The 23,106-nt window shown below is 71.6% G+C and carries 23 protein-coding genes and 1 pseudogene; 7 read left to right on the top strand and 17 right to left on the bottom strand.

The features are described from left to right. The coding region (locus tag C1J01_RS27945; RefSeq protein WP_111181944.1) for a CinA family protein at positions 1 to 397 on the top strand (397 nt) is incomplete at its 5' end. A gap of 286 nt (positions 398 to 683) precedes the next feature. Next, complete coding sequence (locus tag C1J01_RS27940; protein WP_111181950.1) at positions 684 to 1,037, top strand: helix-turn-helix domain-containing protein; 354 nt, start codon at positions 684 to 686, stop codon at positions 1,035 to 1,037. On the opposite strand, the gene C1J01_RS27935 is transcribed toward C1J01_RS27940, so the two are convergent. Together C1J01_RS27935 and C1J01_RS53520 are read right to left on the bottom strand one after the other, a co-directional pair. Further along, complete coding sequence (locus C1J01_RS27935) at positions 1,034 to 1,813, bottom strand: DNA-formamidopyrimidine glycosylase family protein (RefSeq protein WP_111181943.1); 780 nt, start codon at positions 1,811 to 1,813, stop codon at positions 1,034 to 1,036. The genes C1J01_RS27940 and C1J01_RS27935 overlap by 4 nt on opposite strands. A 70-nt stretch (positions 1,814 to 1,883) precedes the next feature. Then, positions 1,884 to 2,228, bottom strand: a complete 345-nt coding sequence (locus C1J01_RS53520) for a winged helix-turn-helix transcriptional regulator (protein ID WP_181448998.1) — start codon at positions 2,226 to 2,228, stop codon at positions 1,884 to 1,886. A 23-nt stretch (positions 2,229 to 2,251) separates the two neighbouring features. Between C1J01_RS53520 and C1J01_RS27925 the strand changes: the two genes are divergently transcribed. Further along, positions 2,252 to 2,503: a DoxX family protein gene (locus C1J01_RS27925; RefSeq protein ID WP_111181942.1), complete on the top strand. Its 252-nt coding sequence runs from the start codon at positions 2,252 to 2,254 to the stop codon at positions 2,501 to 2,503. A 25-nt stretch (positions 2,504 to 2,528) separates the two neighbouring features. Here the strand turns inward: C1J01_RS27925 and C1J01_RS27920 are convergent, their stop codons facing one another. Beyond that, entirely contained in the window at positions 2,529 to 2,978 is a 450-nt protein-coding gene (locus C1J01_RS27920) for an RrF2 family transcriptional regulator (RefSeq protein WP_111181941.1), read from the bottom strand. Positions 2,979 to 3,185: 207 nt separating this feature from the next. Between C1J01_RS27920 and C1J01_RS27915 the strand changes: the two genes are divergently transcribed. Continuing rightward, entirely contained in the window at positions 3,186 to 4,367 is a 1,182-nt protein-coding gene (locus C1J01_RS27915) for an ROK family transcriptional regulator (protein ID WP_111181949.1), read from the top strand. Positions 4,368 to 4,399: 32 nt separating this feature from the next. Here C1J01_RS27915 and C1J01_RS27910 read toward each other — a convergent pair whose 3' ends face one another. The 4 genes from C1J01_RS27910 to C1J01_RS27895 are packed head-to-tail and all read right to left on the bottom strand — an operon-like array spanning position 4,400 to position 9,051. After that, positions 4,400 to 5,839, bottom strand: coding sequence for a glycoside hydrolase family 3 protein (locus C1J01_RS27910; protein WP_111181940.1), 1,440 nt, complete (start codon positions 5,837 to 5,839; stop codon positions 4,400 to 4,402). A gap of 33 nt (positions 5,840 to 5,872) precedes the next feature. Next, positions 5,873 to 6,724 carry a carbohydrate ABC transporter permease gene (locus tag C1J01_RS27905; protein ID WP_111181939.1) on the bottom strand — a complete coding sequence of 284 codons (852 nt, stop codon included), beginning with the start codon at positions 6,722 to 6,724 and terminating at the stop codon, positions 5,873 to 5,875. Further along, complete coding sequence (locus C1J01_RS27900; RefSeq protein ID WP_111181938.1) at positions 6,724 to 7,728, bottom strand: carbohydrate ABC transporter permease; 1,005 nt, start codon at positions 7,726 to 7,728, stop codon at positions 6,724 to 6,726. Before C1J01_RS27900 ends, C1J01_RS27905 begins: the two co-directional genes overlap by 1 nt. A gap of 6 nt (positions 7,729 to 7,734) precedes the next feature. Further along, positions 7,735 to 9,051, bottom strand: a complete 1,317-nt coding sequence (locus C1J01_RS27895; protein WP_111181937.1) for an extracellular solute-binding protein — start codon at positions 9,049 to 9,051, stop codon at positions 7,735 to 7,737. 137 nt (positions 9,052 to 9,188) lie between these two features. On the opposite strand from C1J01_RS27895, the gene C1J01_RS27890 reads away from it, so the two are divergent. The 3 genes from C1J01_RS27890 (at position 9,189) to C1J01_RS27880 (ending at position 12,166) form a co-directional block, all read left to right on the top strand. Then, the gene (locus C1J01_RS27890) at positions 9,189 to 10,337 is read left to right on the top strand and encodes an ROK family transcriptional regulator (protein WP_111181948.1); all 1,149 of its coding nucleotides are present in this window, start codon (positions 9,189 to 9,191) and stop codon (positions 10,335 to 10,337) included. Positions 10,338 to 10,349: 12 nt separating this feature from the next. Next, positions 10,350 to 11,012 carry a M15 family metallopeptidase gene (locus C1J01_RS27885; RefSeq protein WP_111181936.1) on the top strand — a complete coding sequence of 221 codons (663 nt, stop codon included), beginning with the start codon at positions 10,350 to 10,352 and terminating at the stop codon, positions 11,010 to 11,012. A 68-nt stretch (positions 11,013 to 11,080) separates the two neighbouring features. Next, positions 11,081 to 12,166 carry a carboxylate-amine ligase gene (locus tag C1J01_RS27880; RefSeq protein WP_111181947.1) on the top strand — a complete coding sequence of 362 codons (1,086 nt, stop codon included), beginning with the start codon at positions 11,081 to 11,083 and terminating at the stop codon, positions 12,164 to 12,166. Positions 12,167 to 12,169: 3 nt separating this feature from the next. On the opposite strand, the gene C1J01_RS27875 is transcribed toward C1J01_RS27880, so the two are convergent. From C1J01_RS27875 to C1J01_RS27830, 10 genes and pseudogenes are all read right to left on the bottom strand, one after another. Continuing rightward, entirely contained in the window at positions 12,170 to 12,916 is a 747-nt protein-coding gene (locus tag C1J01_RS27875) for a sulfite exporter TauE/SafE family protein (protein WP_111181935.1), read from the bottom strand. Next, on the bottom strand, positions 12,913 to 14,697 hold the full coding sequence (locus C1J01_RS27870; protein ID WP_111181946.1) for a gamma-glutamyltransferase family protein: 1,785 nt from the start codon (positions 14,695 to 14,697) through the stop codon (positions 12,913 to 12,915). Before C1J01_RS27870 ends, C1J01_RS27875 begins: the two co-directional genes overlap by 4 nt. 50 nt (positions 14,698 to 14,747) lie before the next feature. Further along, positions 14,748 to 15,716, bottom strand: coding sequence for an ABC transporter ATP-binding protein (locus C1J01_RS52445; protein ID WP_235854714.1), 969 nt, complete (start codon positions 15,714 to 15,716; stop codon positions 14,748 to 14,750). Continuing rightward, positions 15,713 to 16,678 (bottom strand): ABC transporter ATP-binding protein, encoded by a 966-nt coding sequence (locus tag C1J01_RS52440; protein ID WP_111181934.1) that lies wholly within the window; start codon positions 16,676 to 16,678, stop codon positions 15,713 to 15,715. The genes C1J01_RS52445 and C1J01_RS52440 overlap by 4 nt, the downstream gene beginning before the upstream one ends. Then, entirely contained in the window at positions 16,675 to 17,532 is an 858-nt protein-coding gene (locus tag C1J01_RS27855; protein ID WP_111181933.1) for an ABC transporter permease, read from the bottom strand. The genes C1J01_RS52440 and C1J01_RS27855 overlap by 4 nt, the downstream gene beginning before the upstream one ends. Further along, complete coding sequence (locus C1J01_RS27850) at positions 17,525 to 18,484, bottom strand: ABC transporter permease (RefSeq protein WP_111181932.1); 960 nt, start codon at positions 18,482 to 18,484, stop codon at positions 17,525 to 17,527. The genes C1J01_RS27855 and C1J01_RS27850 overlap by 8 nt, the downstream gene beginning before the upstream one ends. Then, on the bottom strand, positions 18,484 to 20,100 hold the full coding sequence (locus C1J01_RS27845; protein ID WP_111181931.1) for an ABC transporter substrate-binding protein: 1,617 nt from the start codon (positions 20,098 to 20,100) through the stop codon (positions 18,484 to 18,486). The genes C1J01_RS27850 and C1J01_RS27845 overlap by 1 nt, the downstream gene beginning before the upstream one ends. Before the next feature lie 110 nt (positions 20,101 to 20,210). Then, positions 20,211 to 20,876: a GntR family transcriptional regulator gene (locus C1J01_RS27840; protein WP_111181930.1), complete on the bottom strand. Its 666-nt coding sequence runs from the start codon at positions 20,874 to 20,876 to the stop codon at positions 20,211 to 20,213. Positions 20,877 to 20,922: 46 nt separating this feature from the next. Further along, complete coding sequence (locus C1J01_RS27835; RefSeq protein WP_111181929.1) at positions 20,923 to 21,711, bottom strand: hypothetical protein; 789 nt, start codon at positions 21,709 to 21,711, stop codon at positions 20,923 to 20,925. A gap of 12 nt (positions 21,712 to 21,723) precedes the next feature. Next, a pseudogene (locus C1J01_RS27830) lies at positions 21,724 to 23,106 on the bottom strand (hypothetical protein); the annotation flags it as partial.

The raw sequence follows: 23,106 nt of genomic DNA, 5'->3' as shown, positions 1-23,106 counted from the left end.
GATCACGTCCGTCGCGGGGGCGTCCAAGGCGTTCCGGGGCGGGGTGATCTCGTACGCGACCGAGGTCAAGCGTGACGTGCTGGGCGTGCCGGGGGAGTTGCTGCGCGCCGAGGGGGCGGTGCATCCCGAGGTGGCGGCGGCGATGGCCGCGGGGGCGGCACGGCTGTGCGAGGCGACGTACGGGGTGGCGGTGACCGGGGTGGCCGGCCCCGAGCCGCAGGACGGTAAGCGCGTCGGCACCGTGTACGCGGCCGTTTCCGGGCCCGGAGGGAAGATCTGGTCTCGCGAGTTGAGACTGGACGGGTCGCGCGAACGTATCAGGGTAGAGACGGTGGACGAGGTAGTCGATCTCCTTTCAACCGTGCTGAAGGCTAACGTAGGGGAACATTCCGGATGATTACCGTGTTACGTCCCGAGCGAACATGCGATGCGCGGTCTGACGCGGTGTCGGTGGATACGGGTACGGTGGAGCTGTGAGTGAGGTCCGTGAGCCATCTGCAAGCACCGAGCGCCCGGCAGGCGGGCCTGATGAGTCGCGCAACGAGCCACGAGTGGCGGTCCAGGGGCCGCGTCGCCCCACGATGACGGCGAGGAGTATGTACGAAGCGAAGAAGACCAATGTGCGGCACGAACCGATCGCGCGGGGCGTGGTGAAGACATCCGCGCCGGGGAGGGAGCGACAGATGATTCTGCTGCGTCAGCTGCTCGGCGACGTGCTGAGGCGGTTGCGGGTGCGGCAGGGACGCACGCTGAGAGAGGTGTCCACGCTGGCGCGTGTTTCGCTCGGCTACCTGTCCGAGGTCGAGCGCGGCCAGAAGGAGGCCTCCTCGGAGCTGCTCGCGTCCATTTGCGGTGCGCTGGGAGTGCCGCTGTCGCAGGTGTTGCGTGAGGTGTCCGACCAGTTCGCGCTGGCGGAGCTCCAGGCTGCCCCTGTGTTGGCCGAGGTGCCCGAGCACGAGCGCCTGCTTTCGGAGACGGTCCCTGGGCCGATGTCCGATTCGGTGTTCCCTGAGGTCAAGAACATGGTGGCTGCCTAACGCGGCTGGCAGCCCGCACACCACAGGATCAGTCGTTCCTGTGGCCGCGTCCCCATTTCCGCACTGCTGATGCGGGTGCCGCATCGGCGACAGGGCCTCCCCGCCCTGCCATAGACCCAGGTCTGGTTCGCCGGTCGGCGATCGCCTGTGGTCACTGTGCCCGCGTGCCCCTTGTTGGCCGCCAGCAGCCGCTGGGCCAGCGACACGAGCCCTTCGAGATCGTCGATCTCCTCGACCTTCCGCCACGGCGAGATCCCCCGCAGGAAGAGGGTCTCGGCGCGATAGATCGTGCCGATCCCCGCCAGGTTGCGCTGATCGAGCAGCGCCTCCCCGATGGTCCTGCCGGGCGCCGCTCGCAGCCTCCGCGCGGCCTCCTCCGGGTCCCAGTCCGGGCCGAGCAGATCGGGCCCCAGGTGGCCTACCAGACGCGCCTCGTCGTCCGTTCTGACGAGATCCACCATTCCCAGCTTGACGCCGATCGCCTGCCATTCGACGTTGGCCAGGATCAGGCGCACCTGGTCGCCCGGGGCGGGGCGCCGGCCCGCGGGGGTGATGCGCCAGCTCCCGTCCATGCGCAGGTGGGTGTGGACGGTGAGGTCGCCCTCGACGCGGGTGAGCAGGTGTTTGCCGCGGGAGATCGTGGTGATGACCGCGCGGCCGGTGAGGTCGGCGGTGGCGTGCCGGGGGACGCGGAAGTCCGATCGGGTGAGGACGCGGCCGTCGAGCGCGCCTCTCAGGCGTGCGGCGGTGCGATAGACGGCGTCCCCTTCCGGCATCCCTCAAGTCTAGGAACCCTGTTCGTGCGCTAGGGCAGGTCTTGCTGATGGGGTGTTGCGGCGGAGGTCTTCAGGTAGTTGCGGGTCTCGTAGGCGGCTCTGCCGGCCTCGATGTCCGCGATGTGGTCGATGGCCCAGCCCGCCAGGGCCGGCGCGGGAGGGATGAGACTGCGCCCCGTGGGTGAGCGCGTATTCGCCTCTCGGGAGGCACCTCCGCGTACGCCGTCCGGGAGACGAGGCCGTCGCGTTCCAGGTTCCGGAGCGTCAGGGTCAGCATGCGCTGGGAGATGCCGGGGATCTGCCGGTGCAGGTGGGTGAAGCGGAGCCGCTGCTGATCGAGGCTCGCCACGACCAGCAGGGTCCACTTGTCACAGATCCGGTCGAGGATCGTCCGGCCGCCGTCTCCACGGATCATGCAGGTGTGCTCGTCCTGCCGCGCTGCCGGCCGTCTTCTACCTGTATGCGGGAGGCAGGAAGGCCGTCCAGAGTCAGGAACGGCTGCTGCCGATGATGGGGTGGGTGGACCGCGTCCCGATGCCGCTCGTCCGGATCATCGGCGTGCTCGACGCCGCCGGCCTCATCCTGCCGCCGCTGACCGGGATCGCGCCACGGCTCGCCATCGCCGCGGCGACGCGGTCCACCTCTCCCGCGGCGAGGCCCCCAGCTCGCCCCCGCCGAGGGTGCGGGTGACGATGCTCAGGTCCGGCTGTGGTCGTCAGTCCCAGGCGGCGGGGTCGGCGGCGAGTTGGCGGATGCGGTCGGGAAGGGAGCCCGACGAGACGTGCTCCAGCGTGACCTCTTCGAGGATCGAGCGCTCGGTGGCGCGCAGCGCGATCCACACCTGCTGCAGCGACTCCGCCGGCCCGCGGTAGCCGACGTGTTCGGGACGCTCGCCCCGGACGTTGGCCAGCGGGCCGTCCACGGCCCTGATCACGTCGGCCAGCGAGATGTCGGACGCGGGCCTGGCCAGCACATAACCGCCCTCGGGGCCGCGCTGACCGCGGACGAGGCCGGCGCGGCGCATCTGCAGCAGGATGTTCTCCAGGTATTTGGGGGGCATGTCCTGCTCTTTGGCGAGCTCGCCCACGGTGGTCGGGCCGGCGCCGGCCGCGGCGAGTTCGGCGGCGGCGCGGAGGGCGTAGTCGACACGAGCGGATAGGCGCATGTTCTTGATTATCCCTCCTGGTCAACACTGGTTAGCCGCGAGGCCGCCAGAACATGCAGGAGATTCACATTCCGTACGCGTCGCGGCGGCGCCCTCCTGCAGGATCAACCGTCCGCGTCAGGCATCCTCTTGTCCGCTCGCAGCGGCGCGCAAGTGCCGGAGCGCTAAACTTCCAACAACCTTTTCGATGTGACGGTGGGATACAGCGTGGAGCGACGCCCTGGTGTGCCCAGATTGCTCAGGGAGATCAACGACCGGGCCGCGCTGGAGCTGTTGCTGGCCACCGGGCCGATGACGCGGGGGCAGATCGGCGACCTGACGGGCCTGTCCAAGGTCACGGCCTCGCAGACGCTCGCCCGGCTGGAGGAGCGCGGCCTGGTCGAGGTGGTCGGCGCCCAGGCCGGCGGGCGCGGGCCGAACGCGGCCCTCTACTCGGTGATCCCGTCCAGCGCGTACGTCGCGGGGCTGGAGGTCGGGCCCGGCCTGGTCTCGGCGGTGGTCGCCGACATCCACGGCCACACGATCGGCGAGGTGTCGGTCGAGCCCGACGGCGACGGCGACCTGGTCTCGGTCGTGCACGGCGCCATCGTCAAGGCCTGCCGCAGCGCCAGGGTCGGCCTCTCCAAGCTGCGCGGCGTGGTGATCGGCACGCCTGGGGTGGTCGATCCGCGCAGTGGCGACATCCGGTTCTCCTTCGACCTGCCCGGCTGGCACGAAGGCGTCCACGAGGCGCTGGCGGGGCAGCTGCGGCGGGAGGTGACGATCGAGAACGACGTCAACCTGGCCGCCATCGCCGAGCACGCCGATGGGGCCGCCAAGGGCGTCGACGACTTCGTGCTGCTGTGGGCCAGCCGGGGGCTGGGCCTGGCCGTCATGCTCGGCGGCAGGCTCCACCGAGGGCGGTCGGGCAGCGCGGGCGAGATCGGCTACCTGCCGGTGCCGGGCGTGCCGCTGCCGGAGGACATCCGCACCTCGCCCGGACGGCTGCCGTCGCTGGCGGGCGGCCTGCAGTCGCTGGTCAGCGCCGAGGCGGTGACCGAGCTGGCCCGGGCACACGGGTTCGCGGCGGGCAGCGCCGGGGAGTGCGTCGAGGTGGCCATGGCCGCCGGGGCCGAGGGTGAGCCGCTGCTCGACGAGATCGCGCAGCGGCTGGCGCTCGGGGTGGCGGCGGTGTGCGTGATCCTCGACCCGGGGCTGGTGGTGCTGGCCGGTGAGGTGGGGCACGCGGGCGGCGCCGCGCTGACGTCCCGGGTGGAGGAGGCGGTGGCCCGCATCTGCCCGGTCCGCCCCCAGGTGGTCACCACGACGGTGACCGACCGCAACCCGGTGTTGCGCGGCGCCGTGCTGGCCGCCCTGGAACAGGCCCGCGAGGAACTGCTCGCCTCCTAGGGCCCTCAGGTCGGTTCGACGGTGGCGGGTCCTCAGGTGGTGAGGAGTTCGACGGCGGCTTGGGCGTTGGGGCGGGCGGCGCCGTACGTGGCGATGTAGGCGGCGCCGGCGGGACGCCAGACGGGCAGGCCCATCTCGATCACCGTCGTGTCGGGGCGTTCGGCGACCAGCGCCGCGACCATCTCACGGGCGGCCTGATGGCGGTGCGCGTCCTTGACGACCACGACCAGCGACCGGTTCACGGCCTTGGCGAGCAGCCCCGGCACGTCCGCGGCCGCGGGCGCGACCCGGACGATCTCCGCCTCGGGCAGCCACGGCCCCACGCCCCAGGGCACGTCGCCCACGGCGATCGTCGGCGGGGTGTCCACCTCGATCACCAGCGGCTCGACGAGGGGCTCGACCGCCCCGGTGAGCCGTACGGCGCGGCGGGCGGCGTCCAGGCCGACGGTGCCGGGCTCGCCTGCGGCGGGCCGTGGCGCGGCGAACCACTCCCGCAGCGCCGCCACCCGCGCGGCGGCCTCCTCCAGCCGCTCGGCGGGCAGCCGCCCGTCGCCCACCGCCGCGACGATCTCGGCGATGATCGCCAGGACGTCGTCGTAGCCCGGCACCGGGCCCAGGCACAGCAGGTCGGATCCGGCCGCGAGAGTCCGTACGGCGCCGCCGGCCAGGCCCACGCTCTTGGTGATCGCGTGCATGTCGAGGGCGTCGGTGACGACCACGCCGTCGTAGCCGAGCTCGCCCCGCAGGAGGCCGGTCAGCGCGGCGCCGGACAACGTGGCGGGCGTCTCGCCCGTCAGCGCCGGCACCGCCACGTGCGCGGTCATCACCGACCTGGCCCCCGCCGCGATCGCCGCGCGGAACGGCGCCAGCTCGCGGTCGCGCAGCACGTCCAGGCCGACGTCCACGACGGGGATGGCGAGGTGGGAGTCGACGCGGGTGGCGCCGTGGCCGGGGAAGTGCTTGACGCAGGCGGCCACGTTCAGCGACTGCAGGCCCTCGACGGCCGCGACCGTGTGGCGGGCCACCAGGCCGGCGTCGGCGCCGAACGACCGGGTGCCGATGACCGGGTTGTCGGCCTCGGTGTTGACGTCTGCGCTCGGCGCCATGTCGAGGTTGACGCCGCAGGCGACCAGCTGCGAGGCGATCGCCCGGTAGATCCGGCGGGTGAGGTCGACGTCGTCCACGGCCCCCAGCGCCGCGTTCCCCGGGTACGGGCTCCCGGCGTGGTAGGCCAGCCGGGTCACGTCGCCGCCCTCCTCGTCCAGCGAGATGACGGGCTCACCGGCTCCCCGCAGCGCGGTGGTCAGCTCCAGCACCTGGCCGGGGTCCGCCACGTTCCAGCCGAAGAGCGTGACACCCCCCAGGCCCTGCTCCAGCTCGCGCAGCACCCATGCGGGCGCCGTGGTGCCCTGGAAGGAAACGAGCAGTGTGCCGGCCGCCAGGCGGCGCAGCCCCCGATCACTCTGACTCATGGCTCCTCATCGGTTGTCCGGCATGGCCGGGGGTCAGCCCTTCACGGCCCCGGCGACCAGGCCGGAGACCATGCGGCGTTGGACGAACAGGAAGAAGATGACGACCGGGAGGGTCATCATCGTGGAGCTGGCCATGATGGCGCCCCAGTCGGTGCCCTTCTGCCCGAAGAAGTACTGCAGGGCGACGGGCATGGTGTACTTCGTGGGATCGCTGATCAGGTAGAGCGACATGATCAGCTCGTTCCACGCGGTGATGAACGAGAAGATGCTGGTGGCCACCAGCCCCGGCGCGACCAGCGGGAAGAGCACCTTCCAGAAGGTGGTGAAACGGCTGGCGCCGTCGATCCAGGCCGCCTCCTCCAGCGACTTCGGCACGGCCGCGACGAACGTGCGCAACATCCAGATGCCGAACGGCAGCGTCAGCGCCACCTGCGTCACGATCAGGCCGAGCAGCTGGTCGTAGAGGCCGAGCCGGCGCACGCTCAGGAACAGCGGGATGACCAGCGCCTCGGCCGGGATCATCTGCACGACCAGCAGCAGCGCCAGGAAGGGCACGCGGCCCTTGAACCGGAACCGGGCCACCGCCGTGGCCGACAGCAGCGCGAAGACCGCGCCGATCAGCACCGTGCCGAGCGCCACGATGGCGCTGTTGCGCAGGTAGAGCCAGATCGAGTGCCCGGCCACCCCTTCGGTGAGCACGCGCGAGAGGTGCTCGAAGGTGAACTGGGTGGGGAACGGGATGAAGTCGGTGGTGAAGATCTGGTCGTTCGTCTTGAAGGCCGTGGAGACCATCCAGTAGACGGGGAAGGTCGCGACCAGGAAGACCAGCACACCCGTCGTGTTGAGCGCGGCCTTGGTCAGCCGCCTGCGGGCCAGCGGGCTCATCACAGCTCCTCCTGCTTGAACATCTGGCGGATGTAGGCGGCGGTGACGATGAGCAGGATGACGGTCAGCACGACGGCGATGGCCGCGCCCGAGCCCATCTTCTGCGGGGCCTTGAACGCCTCGGTCACCGCGTACATCGACAGGTTGTACGCGTCCCGGTTGGTGGTGCCGGCCAGCACGTACAGCTGGGAGAAGACCTTGAAGTCCCAGATGATCGACAGCACGGTCAGCACCGCGAACACCGGCTTGAGCAGCGGGAAGGTGATCTTCCTGAACGTCCGCCACGGGGTCGAGCCGTCGACCCGGGCGGCCTCGTACAGCTCGGCGGGGATGCCCTTGAGGCCGGCCAGCACGGAGACCGCGATGAACGGGAAGCCGGCCCAGACGACGCAGATGGTCAGCACCATGTAGATGGACCAGGTGTCGTTGAGCCAGGGCTCGCCGGTCCAGTCGGCCCGGCCGAACAGGGCGCTGGAGAGCGAGTCGGGCAGCAGGTTGAGCGCCCAGTTGATGATGCCGGCCTCGGCGTCGAACAACCAGCGCCAGATCACGCCCTGCGCCACCGGCGGGACGGCCCAGGCGAACATGATGCCGATGATCACGAACAGCGACATCTTGCTGCCCAGCCGGTGCAGCAGCACGCCCACGGCGGTGCCGAGAATCAGCGTCAGCGGCACCGCGACCACGGCGAAGACCACCGTGTTGCGGAGCGAGGACCAGAAGATGTCGTTGTCGAAGATGCTGGCGTAGTTCTCCCAGCCGAGCCATTCGGCGGGCCGGCGGCCGGAGATCTGGAGCAGCCCCACCTTCTGGAACGAGATGGTCACCATCTGGACCAGCGGGTACAGCAGCAGGGCGGCGATGACCACCAGGCCCGGGATCAGCAGGACGTAGGGGATGGACCAGACGGGCAGCCCGCTGGCCTTCCTCGCGGGATGCGCGCGGCGCCGCCCCGGGGTGGCGGAGCTCCGTTCACCCCGGGGGAGCGTTGACGTCTTCGTCATCGGGCTTCAGGACGCGTTGAGGATGTCTTCGAGTTCCTTGTTGGCCGCGGCCAGTGCCTCGTCCGCGGTCGCGTCGCCCTCGATGACCTGGCGCGCGGCGTTCTGCAGCACGGCCTTGGTCTCGTTGGCCTCGGTCCACTGCGGGTCGGCGGGGAAGGCCTTGGCCTTGGCGAACGCGGCGGCGAACGGCGCCTGCACCGGGTCACTGGCCAGCGCCGACAGGGCGTCGGAGTAGACCGGCAGGAGGCCGCCCTCGGTGGCGTACCGGACGCCCCACTCCTTGTTGGTGGCCAGCTTCACGAACTCCTTGGCCGCGTCCATCTCCTTGGCCAGGGCCCAGACGGCGATGTCGTTGCCGCCGAGGAACGACTGCGCCTCGCCGCCGCCCTTGGCCGGCAGCGGGAAGAAGGCCAGCTTGTCGCCCTTCAGCTCGCCGTTGCTCTCCTCCTCGATGCTGGCCAGGTCCCACGCGGCGGTGAGGTACATGCCGACCTTGCCGTTGGAGAAGCGCGTACGGATCTCGGTGGTGTTCTGGCTGAGCCGCGACTTGCTGGACAGGCCGTCGGTGACCAGGCTCGTGTACTGGGCGAAGCCCTCCTTGAAGCCCGGCTCGGTGAGCTTGCCGACCCACCGGTCGCCCTCCTTGACGGCGTACTCGCCGCCGGCGGTCCAGGCGAGCGCGCCGAGGAGGTGGTTGGCGTCGGAGCCGCCGTTGAAGGCGAAGCCGTCGACGTCGGAGCCCTTCTCCTCCTGGATCTTCTTGGCCGCGGCCACGAGCTCGTCCCACGTCTTGGGGACCTCGATGCCGAGCTCCTTGAACCAGTCGGCGCGGTAGAGCACCGCGCGGCTGCCGCCGCCCCACGGGATGGCGTACGTCTCGCCGTCGATGGTCTCCAGCCCCATGAGGTTCTTCGGGATCTGGGCCTGGTCGCCGGAGGAGACGATGTCGGTCACCGGCTCCAGGGCCTCCTGGCTCTGCCAGAGCGGCACCTGGTCGTTGCCGATCTCGGTCACGTCGGGGCCCGCGCCGCCCGCCGCGGCGGCGGTGAACTTGTCGTTCACCTGCGGCCACGGGATCCACTCGACCTTCACCGTGGCGCCGGTCTGCTTCTGGAACTCGGCGACCAGCTCGTCGGTGTACTTCTTGGCGTCGGGGTTGCTGTCTCCCAGGCGCCACAACGTCAGGGTCTTGCCGGCGAACTTGGGGCCGCCGGCGGCGGCGGGTGAGGACGTGGGGGGTGCTTCACTCGACCCACAGGCGGCCAGGCCCAAGGCCAGCGTGGCCGTGGCGACCGCAGTGGCTGTGATCTTCGCGATCCTCACAGGGTTCTCCCTTCCCGGGTGCTGGCCTACGGTCCGCACCAGGCTGATCGTCAATGCCGAACGATGCCTGCTAAACTAACAAGAAACTTTCTTAAAAAAAACGCTCGTTAGCCGATCGTGACGAGAAGGGTGTGCTGATGAGTCGAGACCCGGGAATCCCCCGGCTGCTCCGCCGGCTGAACGATCGCGCGGCGCTGGAGCTGCTGCTCGGGGACGGCCCCCTCACCCGGGCCGAGCTCGGCGAGCGGACCGGGCTGTCGAAGGTGACCGCGGGTCAGCTCCTCGCGCGCCTCGAGGAGCGGGGGCTGGTCGAGGTCGCGGGGGAACGGGCGGGCGGCCGGGGGCCCCACGCCGCGCTCTACGCGGTCGTCCCCTCCAGCGCGTACGTCGCCGGGCTCGAGGTGCTGCCCGACAGCCTACGCGTCGGCGTGGCCGACATCACCGGCAGGACCGTGGTCGAGATCACCGTCAACCCCTCCGACGTGAGCGACCCCGTCGGCGCCGTGCACGACGCGGTGCGGCGGGCCTGCGACACGGCGAACGTCAGCCTGTCACGCCTGCGCGCGTTCGTCATCGGCACGCGGGGCGTGGTCGACCCGGCGACCGGCGACGTGCGCTGGTCGTACGACCTGCCGTCCTGGCACGTCGGCGTGCTGGCCAGCCTGCGCGAGACCCTCGGCGTCCCCGTGACGATCGAGAACGACGTCAACCTCGTCGCCCTCGCCGAGCACGCGTACGGCGCCGCCGTCGGATACGACGACTTCGCGGTGTTGTGGGCGGGCGTCGGCCAGGGTCTCGGCGTCATGCTGGGCGGCAGGCTGCACCGCGGCATCTCCGGCGGCGCGGGCGAGATCGGCTGGCTGCCCGTCCCCGGGGAGCCGCTGCCGACCGACGTGTCGGAGCCGCAGTCGGGCTCGTTCCAGCGCCTGGTGGGGCCCGCCGCGCTGCGGGGCCTGGCCGAGCGGCACGGCATGACCGGCGACGGCGTGCCCGACCTGGTGCGGGACGGCGACGAGGCGTACCTGGACGAGGTGGCGGCGCGGCTGGCCGTGGGCGCGGCGGCGGTGACCGTGGTGCTCGACCCCGGGCTCATCGTGCTCAGCGGCGACGTCGGCCGGGCGGGCGGCGAGCGGCTGGCGGCGAAGGTGCAGCAGGCCGTGGCCCGGGTCTGCCCGAGCAGCCCCGCCGTGGTCACGACCAGGGTCGGCGGCGACCCCGTGCTGCGCGGGGCTCTGGTGGCGGCGTTGGAGCAGGCCCGGGAGCAGGTCTTCTCCGACACTGTGTGAGAATTCTTGCCCATGTGGCACTCCCCGAACGATGTCGTGCTCATCTCCGACTCCCGTGTGACCTCGATCCCGGTGCAGGAGTGCGGCGAGCCCCTGGAGGACGTGCGCGGCCGGTTGCGCGTGGACACGCGGATGGCCGACGACGCCGGGGCGTACGCGCACCTGCGGGCCGGTCTGCTGCGCCGGCTGGAGCACGCCGAGAGCCTGCTGCCCAGCGGCTACCACCTGCTGATCGTCGAGGGCTACCGCCCGATCGCCACGCAGCGGCGCATCTTCGAGGGATACCGCGCGGAGCTGCTCGCCGCCTTCCCCGAGATGTCGGAGGAGGACTCCCACGTCGCGGCCAGCCGCTACGTCTCCCCGGTCGAGGTCGCCCCGCACACCGCGGGCGCCGCCGTCGACCTGACGCTCTGCTCGCCCGACGGCGTCGAGTACGACATGGGCACGCAGGTCAACGACAACCCGGAGCAGAGCGGCGGCGCCTGCTACACCGCCGCCCCCGACATCTCCGACGACGCCCGCGCCCACCGCAAGCTCCTCGCCGCCGCCCTGGAGCCCGCCGGCCTGGTCAACTACCCGACCGAGTGGTGGCACTGGTCCTACGGCGACCGCTACTGGGCCATGGTCACCCGGGCCGCGCACGCCGTCTACGGGCCCGTGGACCTCACCGCCTGACCAGGTTCCCCCGCCACGCCGCACGGGCACAAACCTCCGTACGAAGAGGACTCCCCTGCGAGGTGGGCATGGTTCCGCTCATCGGGATCGAGGAGGAATACCTCGTCGTCGATCCCCGCACTCGCCACGTGGCCCCACGGGCGGCCGACGTGCTGGCGGCGGCGACGGGCATGTTGGACGTGGTCCATGAGATCACCAGATTCCAGGTGGAGGCCCGTACGCCGCCCTCCGCCGACCTGAGCGAACTGGGCTCGCAGCTGCGGGCCGTGCGCAAGGAGGTGTCGGGCGCGGCCCGGTCGTGCGGGCTGGCCGTCGTCGCCTGCGGCATGCCCGTCCTGGGCGACGTCATGCCGCCGCCGCTCACCGACGACGACCGCTACCTGCGGGGCCGGGTGCTCTACCGCGGGCTGCAGGACGAGCTCACGATCTGCGCCCTGCACGTGCACGTCGACGTGCCCGACCCGGAGCAGGCCGTCTACGTCGGCAACCATCTGCGGCCGTGGTTGCCGACCCTGATCGCCCTGGCCGCCAACTCGCCGTTCTTCGCCGGCCGCGACACCGGCTACGCGTCGTGGCGGGTGATGAGCTGGGGGCGCTGGCCGGTCTCCGGCGCGCCGCCGTACTTCCCGTCGTACGAGACGTACGAGCTGGCGTTACGGTCGCTGGCGGAGTCGGGCGTGCTGCTCGACCCCAAGAGCGTCTACTGGGACTCCCGCCCGTCGCCCAGCCTGCCGACGGTGGAGATCAGGGTGGCCGACGTGCCGCTCGACGTGGCCGACAGCCTCATCCTCATCGGGCTCACCCGGGCGCTGGTGATGACGGCGCTGCGGGCGGTCGCGCGCGGCGACCGGGGGCTGCCCGTCCCGTCCGAGGTGGTGCGGGCGGCCTACTGGCGGGCCGCCCGCGACGGCCTCCGGGGCGACAGCCTCGACCTGCGCGACGGGACGCTCGTGCCGGCCGCGGTGATGGCCGGCCGCCTCCTGGAGCACGTACGGCCGGCGCTGTCGGAGGCGGGCGACCTCACCTACATCCAGGAGGGGCTCGAGCGGCTGCTGCGCGAGGGGTCGGGCGCGGTGCGCCAGCGCCGGGCCTACGCCAGGGACAACGACCTCGCCGAGGTGGTGGACGACCTCATCGAGGCCACCGTCGCCTGACGTTCAGTGCAGGGCGAGGGCCAGCGAGACGCCGAGGCCGAACGCGACGACGACGCCGCGCAGCACCTTCGGCGACATGAGACGGGCCAGGCGGGTGCCGAGGAAGCCGCCCGCCAGGCTGGCCGGGGCGACGATCGCCACGGCCTGCCAGCGCACGCTGCCGAACAACGAGAACGCCACGACCGACACCGAGCTGATCACCAGCGCGAGCGCCGCCCGCACGGCGTTGACGCGGTGCAGGGTGTCGCTCAGGAACAGGCCGAGCACGGTCAGCAGGACCACCCCCATGCCGCCGTTGAAGTAGGCCCCGTAGAGGCCGCCGGCGAACACGCCCGCGTACACCAGCCGGTTCACGGGGCCGCCGGACTCGCCGCCGAACAGGCGGCGCAACCACGGCTGCGCCAGCAGCGTGAGACTGGCGAAGCCCACCAGCCACGGCACCAGCGACTCGAACAGCACGCTGGGCGTGAGCAGCAGCAACGAGCTGCCCGCGCACGCCCCCAGCACGGCCGTCAGCGAGAGCGCGATCGCCCGCCGCCGCTGGCCGCGCAGCTCGGCCCGATAGCCGAGCACGCCCCCGAGATATCCCGGCCAGAGCGCCACCGCGTTCGTCACGGAGGCGGTCAGGCTCGGGTAGCCCAGCGCGAGCAGCGCCGGGAAGGAGATGAGCGTGCCGCCGCCGGCCAGGGCGTTCACCGCCCCGGCCAGCAGACCGGCCCCTACTAGGAAGACAAGGTCGACCGCCGTCATCGGCCGACGGCGTAGCCCTGAGCGCCACGCGGGTTGGCGGCGGCCTTGAGCAGGTCGCCGTCACGGGCCACCGCGCTGAGCCGGCCGAGCGACCACGAGTCGGCGACCTCGACCTCGTGCCCGCGCCGGCGCAGCTCCGCGACGACGCCCGCGTCCACGCGGTCCTCGACGTGCAGCACACCGGGACGGGAGGCGCGCGGGTAGAACGAGCTGGGGAAGTGCTCGGTGTGGAACATGGCGGCGTCGATGGACGCCTGCAGGTTCGCCTTGCCGTGCACGACCGCGAGGAAGAAGTTCACGCTCCACTGGTCCTGCTGGTCGCCGCCTGGCGTGCCGAACGCCAGCCACGGCTTGCCGTCCCGCAGCGCGAACGACGGCGACAGCGTGGTGCGCGGGCGCGCGCCGGGGCGCAGGGACGCGGGCAGGCCCTCCTGCAGCCAGAACATCTGCGCCCGCGTGCCGAGGCAGAAGCCCAGTTCGGGGATGGTGGGGGAGCTCTGCAGCCAGCCGCCGCTGGGGGTGGCGGAGACCATGTTGCCGAAGCGGTCGACGACGTCGACGTGGCAGGTGTCGCCCTTGACCGTGCCGTCGGCGGAGATCACCTGCTCGCCGGTGTCCACCCGGCCCACGGTGGGCTCGCCGACGCCCTGCGGGGCGCGCGCCCCCGACAGGCCGGGCGCGCCCGGGATCGTGCTCGGGTCGGGGTAGACGGGCAGCCGGGGCGTGCGCCCGCCGGGCGCGCCGGGACGCAGTTCCAGACTGGCCTGGGCGCCGATCAGCCGCCGCCGCTCGGCGTTGTACTCCTTGCTCAGCAGGTCGGCCATGGGCACGTCGGTGTCGCCGTACCAGGCCTCGCGGTCGGCGAAGGCCAGCTTGGCGGCCTCGGTGACCGTGTGGATCCAGTCGGCGCCGAGGTGGCCCATCGCGTCGAGGTCGAAGCCCTCCAGCAGGGCGAGCTGCTGCAGGAACACCGGCCCCTGGCCCCACGGGCCCGTCTTGCACACGGTGTGGCCGCGGTAGTCGAAGGTCAGCGGCTCCTCGACCGCCGGCCTCCAGGCCGCCAGGTCGTCGGCGGTGAGCAGGCCGCCGTGCGCCTCGCCGGAGCTGTCGAGCCAGGCGGTCTTGGCGCAGAAGTCGGCGATCGCCTCGGCGACGAAGCCCTCGTACCAGGCCTTCCTGGCGGCTTCCAGCTGGCCCTCGCGGGTGCTGGAGGCCGCCTCTGCCTCGGCGACCAGCCGCCGGTACGTGGCCGCCAGCACGGGGTTGGCCAGCTTCGTGCCCGCCGCCGGGACGTTCCCGCCGGGCAGCCAGGTGGCCGCGGAGGTCGTCCATGCGTCGGTGAACAGGGCCTTGACCGACTCGATCGTGGTGGAGACGCGCTCCAGCACCGGCACGCCGTGCTCGGCGTAGTGGATCGCGGGCGCCAGCACGTCGGCCAGCGACCAGGTGCCCCACCGCTCCAGCATGAGCATCCAGCCGCCGAACGCCCCCGGAACGGTCGCGGCCAGCAGCCCGGTGCCGGGAACGAGGTCGAGGCCGAGCTCGGTGAAACGCTCGATGGTGGCCGCGGACGGGGCCACGCCCTGCCCGGACACGACCGACACCTTCTGCTCGGCCTCGCTCCACAACAGGATCGGCACCTCGCCGCCGGGACCGTTCAGGTGCGGCTCGGCGACCTGCAGCACGAAGCCCGCGGCGACCGCCGCGTCGAAGGCGTTGCCGCCGCGCTCCAGCACGCCCATGCCGGTGGCCGAGGCCAGCCAGTGCGTGCTCGCGACCATGCCGAAGTCGCCCGACAGCTCGGGCCTGGTGGTGAACAAGTTCTCTCCTTCTATCGCGTCGCGGCCGCGTCGGGGACGCGGTCCGCCGTTACCAGGTGGCAGGCGGCCGGATGGCCGTTGCCACGTGGGTCTTTCAGGGCCGGCTCGACGGTACGGCACTCGTCGTACGCCAGCGGGCAGCGGGTGTGGAACCGGCACCCGGCGGGCGGGTCCACGGGGCTCGGCACGTCGCCGCCGAGCACGATCCGGCGGCGTTGGCGCTGCCTGACCGGGTCGGCCACGGGCGCGGCCGACAGCAGCGCCTGCGTGTACGGGTGCCGCGGCCGGGCGAAGATCTCCTTCGTCGGCCCCGACTCGACGAGCTTGCCGAGGTACATGACGGCGATCCGGTCGGCCAGGAACTCCACGACCGACAGGTCATGGGTGATGAACAGGCACGAGAACCCCATGTCCCGCTGCAGGTCGGTGATGAGGTTGAGCACCGACGCCTGCACCGACACGTCCAGCGCCGACACCGGCTCGTCCGCCACGACCAGCTTGGGCTCCAGGATGAGCGCCCTGGCCAGGCCCACCCGCTGCCGCTGCCCGCCGGACAACTCGTGCGGGAAGCGCGAGCGCATCTCCTGGCGCAGCCCCACCTTCTCCAGCATCTCGGCCACCCGCCGGGAGGTCTCGCGGCGGTCGGCGACCTTGTGCCGCAGCAGCGGTTCGCCGATGATCCGCTCGATCGTGAAGCGGGGGTTGAGCGAGGAGTAGGGGTCCTGGAAGACCATGTGGACGTCGCGCCGCAGCGGGCGCATGGCCCGGCGCGACAGGTGGGTGATGTCGCGGCCGTTCAGCTCGATCGTGCCGGCGGTGGGCTCGGTCAGGCGCAGCACGCACTTGCCGACCGTCGACTTGCCGCTGCCCGACTCGCCGACCAGGCCGAGCACCTCGCCCTCGCCGATCTCCAGCGACAGGCCGTCCACGGCCCGTACGGCACCGTAGTGCTTGACCAGGTTGTCGATGCGCAGGATCACGACTGACCTCCGGGGTGGAAGCAGGCCGCCAGGTGGTCCTCGCCCTGGCGGACGAGCGGCGGCCGGGACAACCGGCAGTCCGCCTGGACGCGCGGGCAGCGGTCGTGGAACGCGCACTCGTCGGGGTCGGACAGCGGCGAGGGCACCATGCCGGGGATCTCCGCCAGCCGCCCGTTCACGGCCGCCGACGGCAGCGCCTTCATCAGCCCCAGCGTGTACGGGTGCCGCGGGTGGGCGAACAGCTCGGTCACCGGGGCCTGCTCGACGGCGCGGCCGGCGTACATGACGACGGCGCGGTCGGCGATGTCGGCCACCACGCCGAGGTCGTGCGTGATGAGGATGATCGCGGTGCCCAGCCGGTCGCGCAGGTCGCGGAAGACGTCCAGCACGCCCGCCTGGATCGTCACGTCGAGCGCCGTGGTGGGCTCGTCGGCGATGAGCACCCGCGGCTCGCAGGCGACGGCGATGGCGATCATCACGCGCTGCCGCATGCCGCCGGACAGCTGGTGCGGGTACTCCTTCATGCGCCGCTGGGGGGCGGGGATGCCCACCAGCTCCAGCAGCTCGACGGCCCGCCTGCCGGCCGCCTGCCGTGACAGGCTCTCGTGCCGGCGCAGCACCTCGGTGATCTGGTAGCCGACGGTGAACGACGGGTTCAGCGAGGTCATCGGCTCCTGGAAGACGACCGAGACGGACTTGCCGCGGACCCGCCGCATCTCGGCTTCCGGCAGCGTGGTCAGCTCGCGGCCGTCCAGCGTCACCGAGCCCGACAGCCGGGTCGTGTCGGGCGGCAGCAGCCGGGGCACCGACATCGCGGTGACCGACTTGCCGCAGCCCGACTCGCCGCACAGCGCCAGGATCTCGCCCTCGTCCAGGGTCAGCGAGATGTCCCTGACCGCCTGCACGAGGCCGTCCTCGGTGGCGAAGCCGACGCTCAGGTCGGTGATCTCCAGCAGGCTCATGGGCCGCTCCTCGGGTCCAGTACGTCACGCAGCCCGTCTCCGAGCAGGTTGAAGCCGAGCGTGGCCAGCGCGATCATCACGCCGGGCCAGATGGCCAGCCAGGGCGCGTCGCCGAGGTACTGCTGCGCGGTCGTCAGCATCACGCCCCACGACGGCGTCGGCGGCTGCACGCCGAGGCCCAGGAACGACAGCGTCGCCTCGCCGATGATCGCCGCCGGGATCGCGACCGTGGCCTGCACGATGAGGGGGCTCGCGCAGTTGGGGAGCACGTACCGGAAGATGATGTGACCGTCGCCGGCGCCGTCGGCGACCGCGGCGGCCACGTAGTCCATCTCCCTGATCGCCAGCACCTCGCCGCGGGTGATCCGGATGACGGCGGGCAGCTGCGAGAAGCCGAGCGCCAGCACCACGCCCTTGAGCGACGGCCCGATGATCGCCGCCAGGCCGACCGCGAACACCAGGAACGGGAACGCCAGCGTCACGTCCACCAGGCGCATCACGATCGGGTCCAGCCAGCGCCGGTAGAACCCGGCGACCAGCCCGATCGGGATGCCCACGGCCATGGCCAGGGCCGTGGAGAGCACCCCGGCCTGGAGCGAGACCTGCGCGCCGTGCGCGATGCGGGCGAAGGCGTCGCGGCCGAGGTCGTCGGTGCCCATCGGGTGGGCGGCCGACGGGGGAGCGAGCGTGGCGAGGTAGTCCTGCGCCGCCGGGTCGCCGGTGACCAGCGGGCCGACCAGCGCCAGCAGGATGAACCCGATGACCAGCACGAGCCCGGTCATCGGCATCGGGCGCCGCCGGAAGCGCCGCCACATCCTGGCGCGCCGCAGCGGTACGGCGAGCGTGTCAGTCATGGCGGGCCCCCGAGAGCCTGATCCGCGGGTTGAGGAAGGCGTAGGCGATGTCGACCAGCAGGTTGACCAGCACGTACCCGATCACCGTGACCAGCACGACCGCCTGGATGACCGGATAGTTCCTGGTCAGGACCGCGTCCACGGTCAGCTTGCCGAAGCCCGGGATGACGAAGATCTGCTCGGTCACCACGGCGCCGCTGATCAGCGCGCCGAGCTGGAGCCCGAGCACGGTCACCACGGTCGTCAGGCTGTTGCGCAGCGCGTGCGCGCCGACGACCTTGGCCTCCGACAGGCCCTTGGACCGGGCGGTGCGGACGTAGTCGGCCGACAGCGCGCCCAGCATGGCCGAGCGGGTCTGCCGCATGAGGATCGCCGCGAAGCCGGTGCCGAGCACGAGGGCGGGCAGGATCATGCGCTGCAGGTTCTGCGCCGGGTCCTCGGTGAACGGGACGTACCCGGAGGCGGGCAGCACCCGCCAGGTCACCGCGAACAGCAGGATGCCGAGCAGCCCCAGCCAGAAGTGCGGCACCGAGAGCCCGGCCAGGCCGAAACCGGTGGCCACGTAGTCGGCGGCCTTGCCGCGGCGGATCGCCGCCACGATGCCCGCGCCCACACCGATGACGATCGCGACGAGCATGGCGAGGGCCGACAGCTCCAGCGTCACCGGGAGCCGCTCGGCGATGATGTCGATCACCGGCAGCTGGTCCTGGGTGGAACGGCCGAAGTTGCCGGTGACGGTCTGCGTGACGTAGTCGAGGTACTGGGCGGGCAGCGGCTTGTCCAGGCCGAACTCCTGCCGGATGGCGGCCACCACGGCGGGCGACGCCTCGTCGCCCGCCATGACGGTGGCCGGGTCGCCCGGCAGCGCCCTGATCCCCAGGAAGATCAGGATGCTGGCCAGGAACAGCACGATGACCGCCGACCCGCAACGCCGAAGGATGAACCAGAGCATCAGGCGGTGAACCCGGCGGTCACGAAGCGCGGGAGGCCGTCCTTGAAGTACTGGACGCCGGCCACGTTCTTGCTCATGCCCAGGTAGTACTTGTTGTGGTACAGGTAGACGACGCTGCGCAGCTCCTGGATCCGCTTCATGGCGGCGCCGTAGAGCTCGGTCCGCTTGGCGACGTCCGTCTCGGCGGCGGCCTGCTTGATCGGGTCGTCCACCCCCGGGTCGGACATGCCGCCGTAGTTGTTGCTGCCGCCGGTGGTGACGATGTTCGTCAGGTTGCCGTCCGGGTCGACGCGGCCCGACCAGCCGAGCAGCATGACGTCGAAGTCGCCCGCCCGGCCCGCTTCCAGCGTGGTGACGAACTCGGCCGTCTGCACGCTCACCTCGAAGCCGGCCTCCTTGGTCATCTGCTGGATGACCTGCGCCAGGCGGACGTTGGTGGCGTCGTTCGGGGAGGTCAGCGTGACCTTGATCGGCGTCGGCACGCCGGAGGCCTGGACGAGCTGCTTGGCCTTGGCCAGGTCACGCTTGGGGCACTGCAGGTCCTTCGGCCGGTACGGGCTGTCCAGCGGCACCGGGAAGCAGTCGGCCTCGTGCAGGCCGTTGTAGACGGTCTTGTTGATCACGTCGCGGTCGAGCGCCAGCTCGAACGCCTCACGCAGCTCCGGGCTCTTGCCCAGCGCCGTGTCGACCTCGCCCGGCTTCTCGGTGGAGCCGCTGACGTTGCCGATGTTGATCTGCATGCCGTAGTAGCCGAGGCCACCGCCGGAGACGACGGTCAGGTTGGGGTCGTCCTGCACGCCCTTGACGGTGTTCGTGGCGAGCTGGTCGGCCACCTGCACGTCGCCGGACTTCAGGTTCGCGGCGCGGACGTTCGGGTCGACGATGATTTTGTATACGAGCTTGTCGAGCTTGACCTTGGCGGCGTCGTAGTAGTCGGCCGCCTTGTCCAGCACGATCTGGCTGCCGGAGGTGCGGCTGGCGAACTTGAACGGCCCCACGCACACCGGGTTCGCGCCGAAGTTGTCGCCTTCGGCGTCCAGGGCCTTCGGCGACATGATCATGCCGGCGCGGTCGGCGAGCTGCGCGGTGAGCGGTGTGAACGCCTGCGTCAGGGTGAGCCGCACGGTCGACGGGTCGACGACCGTGACCTCGGAGATGGCGGCGAGGTCGGCCTGGCGCGCCGACTTCTCCCACGTGCGGTGCCGGTCGAGCGACTTCTTGACCGCCTCGGCGTCGAGGGGCGTGCCGTCGTTGAACTTCAGCCCCTCACGCAGCTTGATCGTCACCTCCTTGCCGTCGTCGGACAACTCCGGCATGGCGGCGGCCAGCTGGGGGACGAGCGTCGAGGACGCGTCGATGTCATAGAGCTTCTCGCACATGTTCGCGAACACCTCGCGGCCCACCAGCGTGGTGGAGCTGCTCGGGTCCAGGGCGTCGGGGTCTGCGTTGAGCGCGACGTTGAGCGTTCCGCCGGCCTTGACCGGCCGGTTGTCGGCCGAGGCGTCGGCTATGGAGGGTGGGGCCGTGGGCGTGGTGCTCGAACTTCCTCCGCCGCACGCCGTCAGGGCGAGGGGGAGTGTGGCGAGAACCGCGACGAGCCTGGGGGACGGTCTCATGTGGCCTCCATTGAAGGGTTTAGGAGACTGTATACAAGACCTGACATTTCACTGGTGTTTCATAGCCCTATGTTGTTATCTGAGCGTTTTCCAATCGTTCGGGTGTTTCGCTAGCCGTCCGTGCCGGCCGTCTCCGCGAGGAACGACCTCCGCGCCGCGGCGACGTGCGCCACCGCCCGTGCCTGCGCGTCGTCCTCGTCGCCCGCGGCGATGGCCTCGTACAGGCTGAGGTGCTCGGTCCAGGAGTGCGGGGCGCGCGCGGCGGCGGTCCTGCTGAAGATCCACTGCGCGCGCTGCAACATCGGCTTCATCATGAGCGTCAGGTACGAGTTCCCGGCCGCCTCCCCGACGCCCAGATGGAACGCGGTGTTGAGATCGGCGACCTGATCCAGCCGTCCTTCGGCCACCGCCTCCCTGGCCTGCTCCAGCACCCTGTGCAGCCGCTCGGCCGAGGCGGCGCCGCGCTTGCGGGCGGCCAGCCGCGCGGCCAGGCCCTCGACCGCCATGCGTACGTCGAAGAGCTCCTCGGCCTCCTCCTGCGACAGCACGGCGACCGTTGCGCCGAGGCGGGGGACGGCCTGGACGAAGCCCTCGGCGGCGAGCACCCGGATGGACTCGCGCACGGGGTTGCGCGAGACGCCGAGCGCGGCGGCCAGCCTGTCCTCCACCAGGCGCTCGCCCTGGCGCAGCTCGCCGGTGAGGATGCGGCGGCGGAGCTCCGCGGTGACCTCGTCGCGCAAGGTCTGGTGGGCCGCGCCCAGCGTGATACCACTCATAAGGGGATTTAACCGTATACAAGGGACGCGGCCGTGCACGGCAGCGTCAGGTCCGCGCGGCCGGGTGCCAGTCGGCGTCCGTCACCTCGCGTGAGACCTCCCACAACCGGTCGAACTCGGCGGTGAAATGGCGGCACCACGCGTGGTCGCGGCGCGGGCTGAGCGTGAAGGCCGGGTCGTTGCCTGGCGAGTGGTGCGTGCCGAGCTCCACGTAGACGATGCCGTCGTCGTCGCCCGGATCCAGCATCAGCAGCCCGAACGCGGGCACGAGCGGCAGCAGCCGCACCTCCAGCCCGTCGTGGGAGTGCAGGTCGCGCAGCACGTAAAGGGTGGAGCGCACGCGGCTCGCGAAGACGTCGCGCTGGTCGGGGATCGTGCTCCTGCGCGCCGCCTCCTCCGGCGGCGCGCCCACCGGGTCGATCACCAGCACCTTGACCGACGCGCCGTGCTCCAGGGCCTGGCGCAGGTCGTCGGCGTAGCGGCGGACCGTCCGGCTCAGCGTCACGCCCGCGAAGCGGATGTCGCCGGCGCGGCCCACCCGCCCGCTCAGGCTCTCACGGTCCTGGCTGAGGAAGTCGCCTCCCGCGAGGCTCCTCTCGAGCTGCCGGCTCAGCTCGGCGACCCGCGTCTCCAGGTCGGCCACCTGGTGGCGCGGGCCGAGCGCGTTCACCGCCACCAGCGCCAGCGTGGCGAGGGTCGCGGCCCCCACGACCTTCTCGTCCACCGCGTCGAACACGCCCAGCACGCCGACCGCCAGCGCGATCAGCGCCGTCACGTAGATCTCGAGGTTCTTGCCGGTGACGAGATCCTGGCGTAAGCGCTTCACGGGGCCCATGTGATCTTCTTATCAGGCTTCTTCGGCCTTCTTCGCCTGGTGCCAGATCCGGAAGCCGGTGACGTACATGGCCAGGCCGATGAGCATCATCCCGACGGCCGTGGGCCAGCGCAGCCCCGGGGGCATGTACGTCGCCAGGAACCACGAGTGCCGGAGCTGCCCTTGGGCCGTCATCACCATCGCGACGACGCCCTGCGGGATCAGCGGGATCGCGCCGAGCGAGACGCAGACCGTCACGAGGGCCTGCCGCGGCTTCGACATCTTCGGCATCGTGAACGCGGACGGGCGGTCGTCCGGGCGCCGGCCCGTACGCATCAGCTGCAGCAGCTCCGGCCCCTGCGCCGTCAGCCGCCGCTCCGCCAGCAGGCCGAACCCCCAGTACCAGAGCACGCCGGTCACCAGCCCGACCGGCACGCCCCACCAGCCGAACAGCAGCGCCGCCGCCATGGCCGGGGCCGCCGCGCAGGCCACCAGAAGCAGCATGAGGTACGCCATCCCGGTCTGCGTGCCGTCGTCCTCGCTGGTGCGCAGCGGGTTGCCGCCCCGGTTGCGCGGGTCGATGCCCGGCACGAGGCCGTACACCGAGACCAGCAGCACCAAGCCGGCGCCCCCGCCGAGCAGCGCCGGAGTCACCGCCAGGACCAGCGGCCAGGGCCCACCGGTGACCATCGTGAACGCCACCGTGACCACCACTCCGACCGGCCCGACCGTCACCAGCCACGCCAGCTGCCGCCCCCGCACGTCGGAGGCGCCGGGCGTCATCAGCGTGAGCCAGTGGGCGGTGCCGTCGGTGCCGTAGGAGTTGGCCGTCATGGCCGCCGCCATCGCGATGAACACCGGTCCGGCCAGCGGCAACATGTCGGGGATGCCCAAAAGGAGCGGCGTGCCGGCGAAGAACACCCCGTAGGCCAGCGCGAACGTCAGCTGGTGGTTGCGCACCAGGTCACGGGTCCACGTGCGCAGCTCCTTGGCGACCACCGCCTGCCGCGCCGTGTCCGCCCGCATCGGCCTGCGCCCCCGCGTCGAGGGCCGGCTCCTGCCCGTACGCCGGGTCAGCAGCGCCGCCCACGCCGCCAGCAGCAGCACGACCAGCACCGCCATCGCCACCAGCGCCAGATGGTCGCCCTGGACCGCGAGCAGCCCCCACCCCGACGGCAGATAACGCACGAACGCGGGGATCTGCCCGCCCTGCCCGAAGGCCACCGCGAAGACCCAGCTCTGCCCGAGGAAGGCGAGGATCACCCCGTTGAGCACCCCGGCGCCGATCGCCCCGATCCGGGACCCGAGCGCCACGCCGAGCAGCCCGACCGTCACCTTCGACAGCAGCACGAACACCGCCAGCTGCAACACCATCGCGGGCAGCGCCACGAGAGCCCCCACGACGCCCTCCCGCGC

The sequence above is a fragment of the Nonomuraea aridisoli genome (assembly GCF_003236395.1).
Taxonomy (GTDB): Bacteria; Actinomycetota; Actinomycetes; order Streptosporangiales; family Streptosporangiaceae; genus Nonomuraea; species Nonomuraea aridisoli.
This window is presented reverse-complemented; position numbering and strand designations above follow the sequence as displayed.

Excerpts from the sequence above, each read along its gene's own strand:
- C1J01_RS27940 (WP_111181950.1), top strand. The coding sequence starts at position 684 with ATGATTCTGCTGCGTCAGCTGCTCGGCGACGTGCTGAGGCGGTTGCGG.
- C1J01_RS27935 (WP_111181943.1), bottom strand. The coding sequence starts at position 1,813 with ATGCCGGAAGGGGACGCCGTCTATCGCACCGCCGCACGCCTGAGAGGC.
- C1J01_RS53520 (WP_181448998.1), bottom strand. The coding sequence starts at position 2,228 with ATGATCCGTGGAGACGGCGGCCGGACGATCCTCGACCGGATCTGTGAC.
- C1J01_RS27920 (WP_111181941.1), bottom strand. The coding sequence starts at position 2,978 with ATGCGCCTATCCGCTCGTGTCGACTACGCCCTCCGCGCCGCCGCCGAA.
- C1J01_RS27910 (WP_111181940.1), bottom strand. The coding sequence starts at position 5,839 with ATGAGTCAGAGTGATCGGGGGCTGCGCCGCCTGGCGGCCGGCACACTG.
- C1J01_RS27905 (WP_111181939.1), bottom strand. The coding sequence starts at position 6,724 with ATGAGCCCGCTGGCCCGCAGGCGGCTGACCAAGGCCGCGCTCAACACG.
- C1J01_RS27900 (WP_111181938.1), bottom strand. The coding sequence starts at position 7,728 with ATGACGAAGACGTCAACGCTCCCCCGGGGTGAACGGAGCTCCGCCACC.
- C1J01_RS27890 (WP_111181948.1), top strand. The coding sequence starts at position 9,189 with ATGAGTCGAGACCCGGGAATCCCCCGGCTGCTCCGCCGGCTGAACGAT.
- C1J01_RS27885 (WP_111181936.1), top strand. The coding sequence starts at position 10,350 with ATGTGGCACTCCCCGAACGATGTCGTGCTCATCTCCGACTCCCGTGTG.
- C1J01_RS27880 (WP_111181947.1), top strand. The coding sequence starts at position 11,081 with ATGGTTCCGCTCATCGGGATCGAGGAGGAATACCTCGTCGTCGATCCC.
- C1J01_RS27875 (WP_111181935.1), bottom strand. The coding sequence starts at position 12,916 with ATGACGGCGGTCGACCTTGTCTTCCTAGTAGGGGCCGGTCTGCTGGCC.
- C1J01_RS27870 (WP_111181946.1), bottom strand. The coding sequence starts at position 14,697 with ATGGTCGCGAGCACGCACTGGCTGGCCTCGGCCACCGGCATGGGCGTG.
- C1J01_RS52440 (WP_111181934.1), bottom strand. The coding sequence starts at position 16,678 with ATGAGCCTGCTGGAGATCACCGACCTGAGCGTCGGCTTCGCCACCGAG.
- C1J01_RS27855 (WP_111181933.1), bottom strand. The coding sequence starts at position 17,532 with ATGACTGACACGCTCGCCGTACCGCTGCGGCGCGCCAGGATGTGGCGG.
- C1J01_RS27850 (WP_111181932.1), bottom strand. The coding sequence starts at position 18,484 with ATGCTCTGGTTCATCCTTCGGCGTTGCGGGTCGGCGGTCATCGTGCTG.
- C1J01_RS27845 (WP_111181931.1), bottom strand. The coding sequence starts at position 20,100 with ATGAGACCGTCCCCCAGGCTCGTCGCGGTTCTCGCCACACTCCCCCTC.
- C1J01_RS27840 (WP_111181930.1), bottom strand. The coding sequence starts at position 20,876 with ATGAGTGGTATCACGCTGGGCGCGGCCCACCAGACCTTGCGCGACGAG.
- C1J01_RS27835 (WP_111181929.1), bottom strand. The coding sequence starts at position 21,711 with ATGGGCCCCGTGAAGCGCTTACGCCAGGATCTCGTCACCGGCAAGAAC.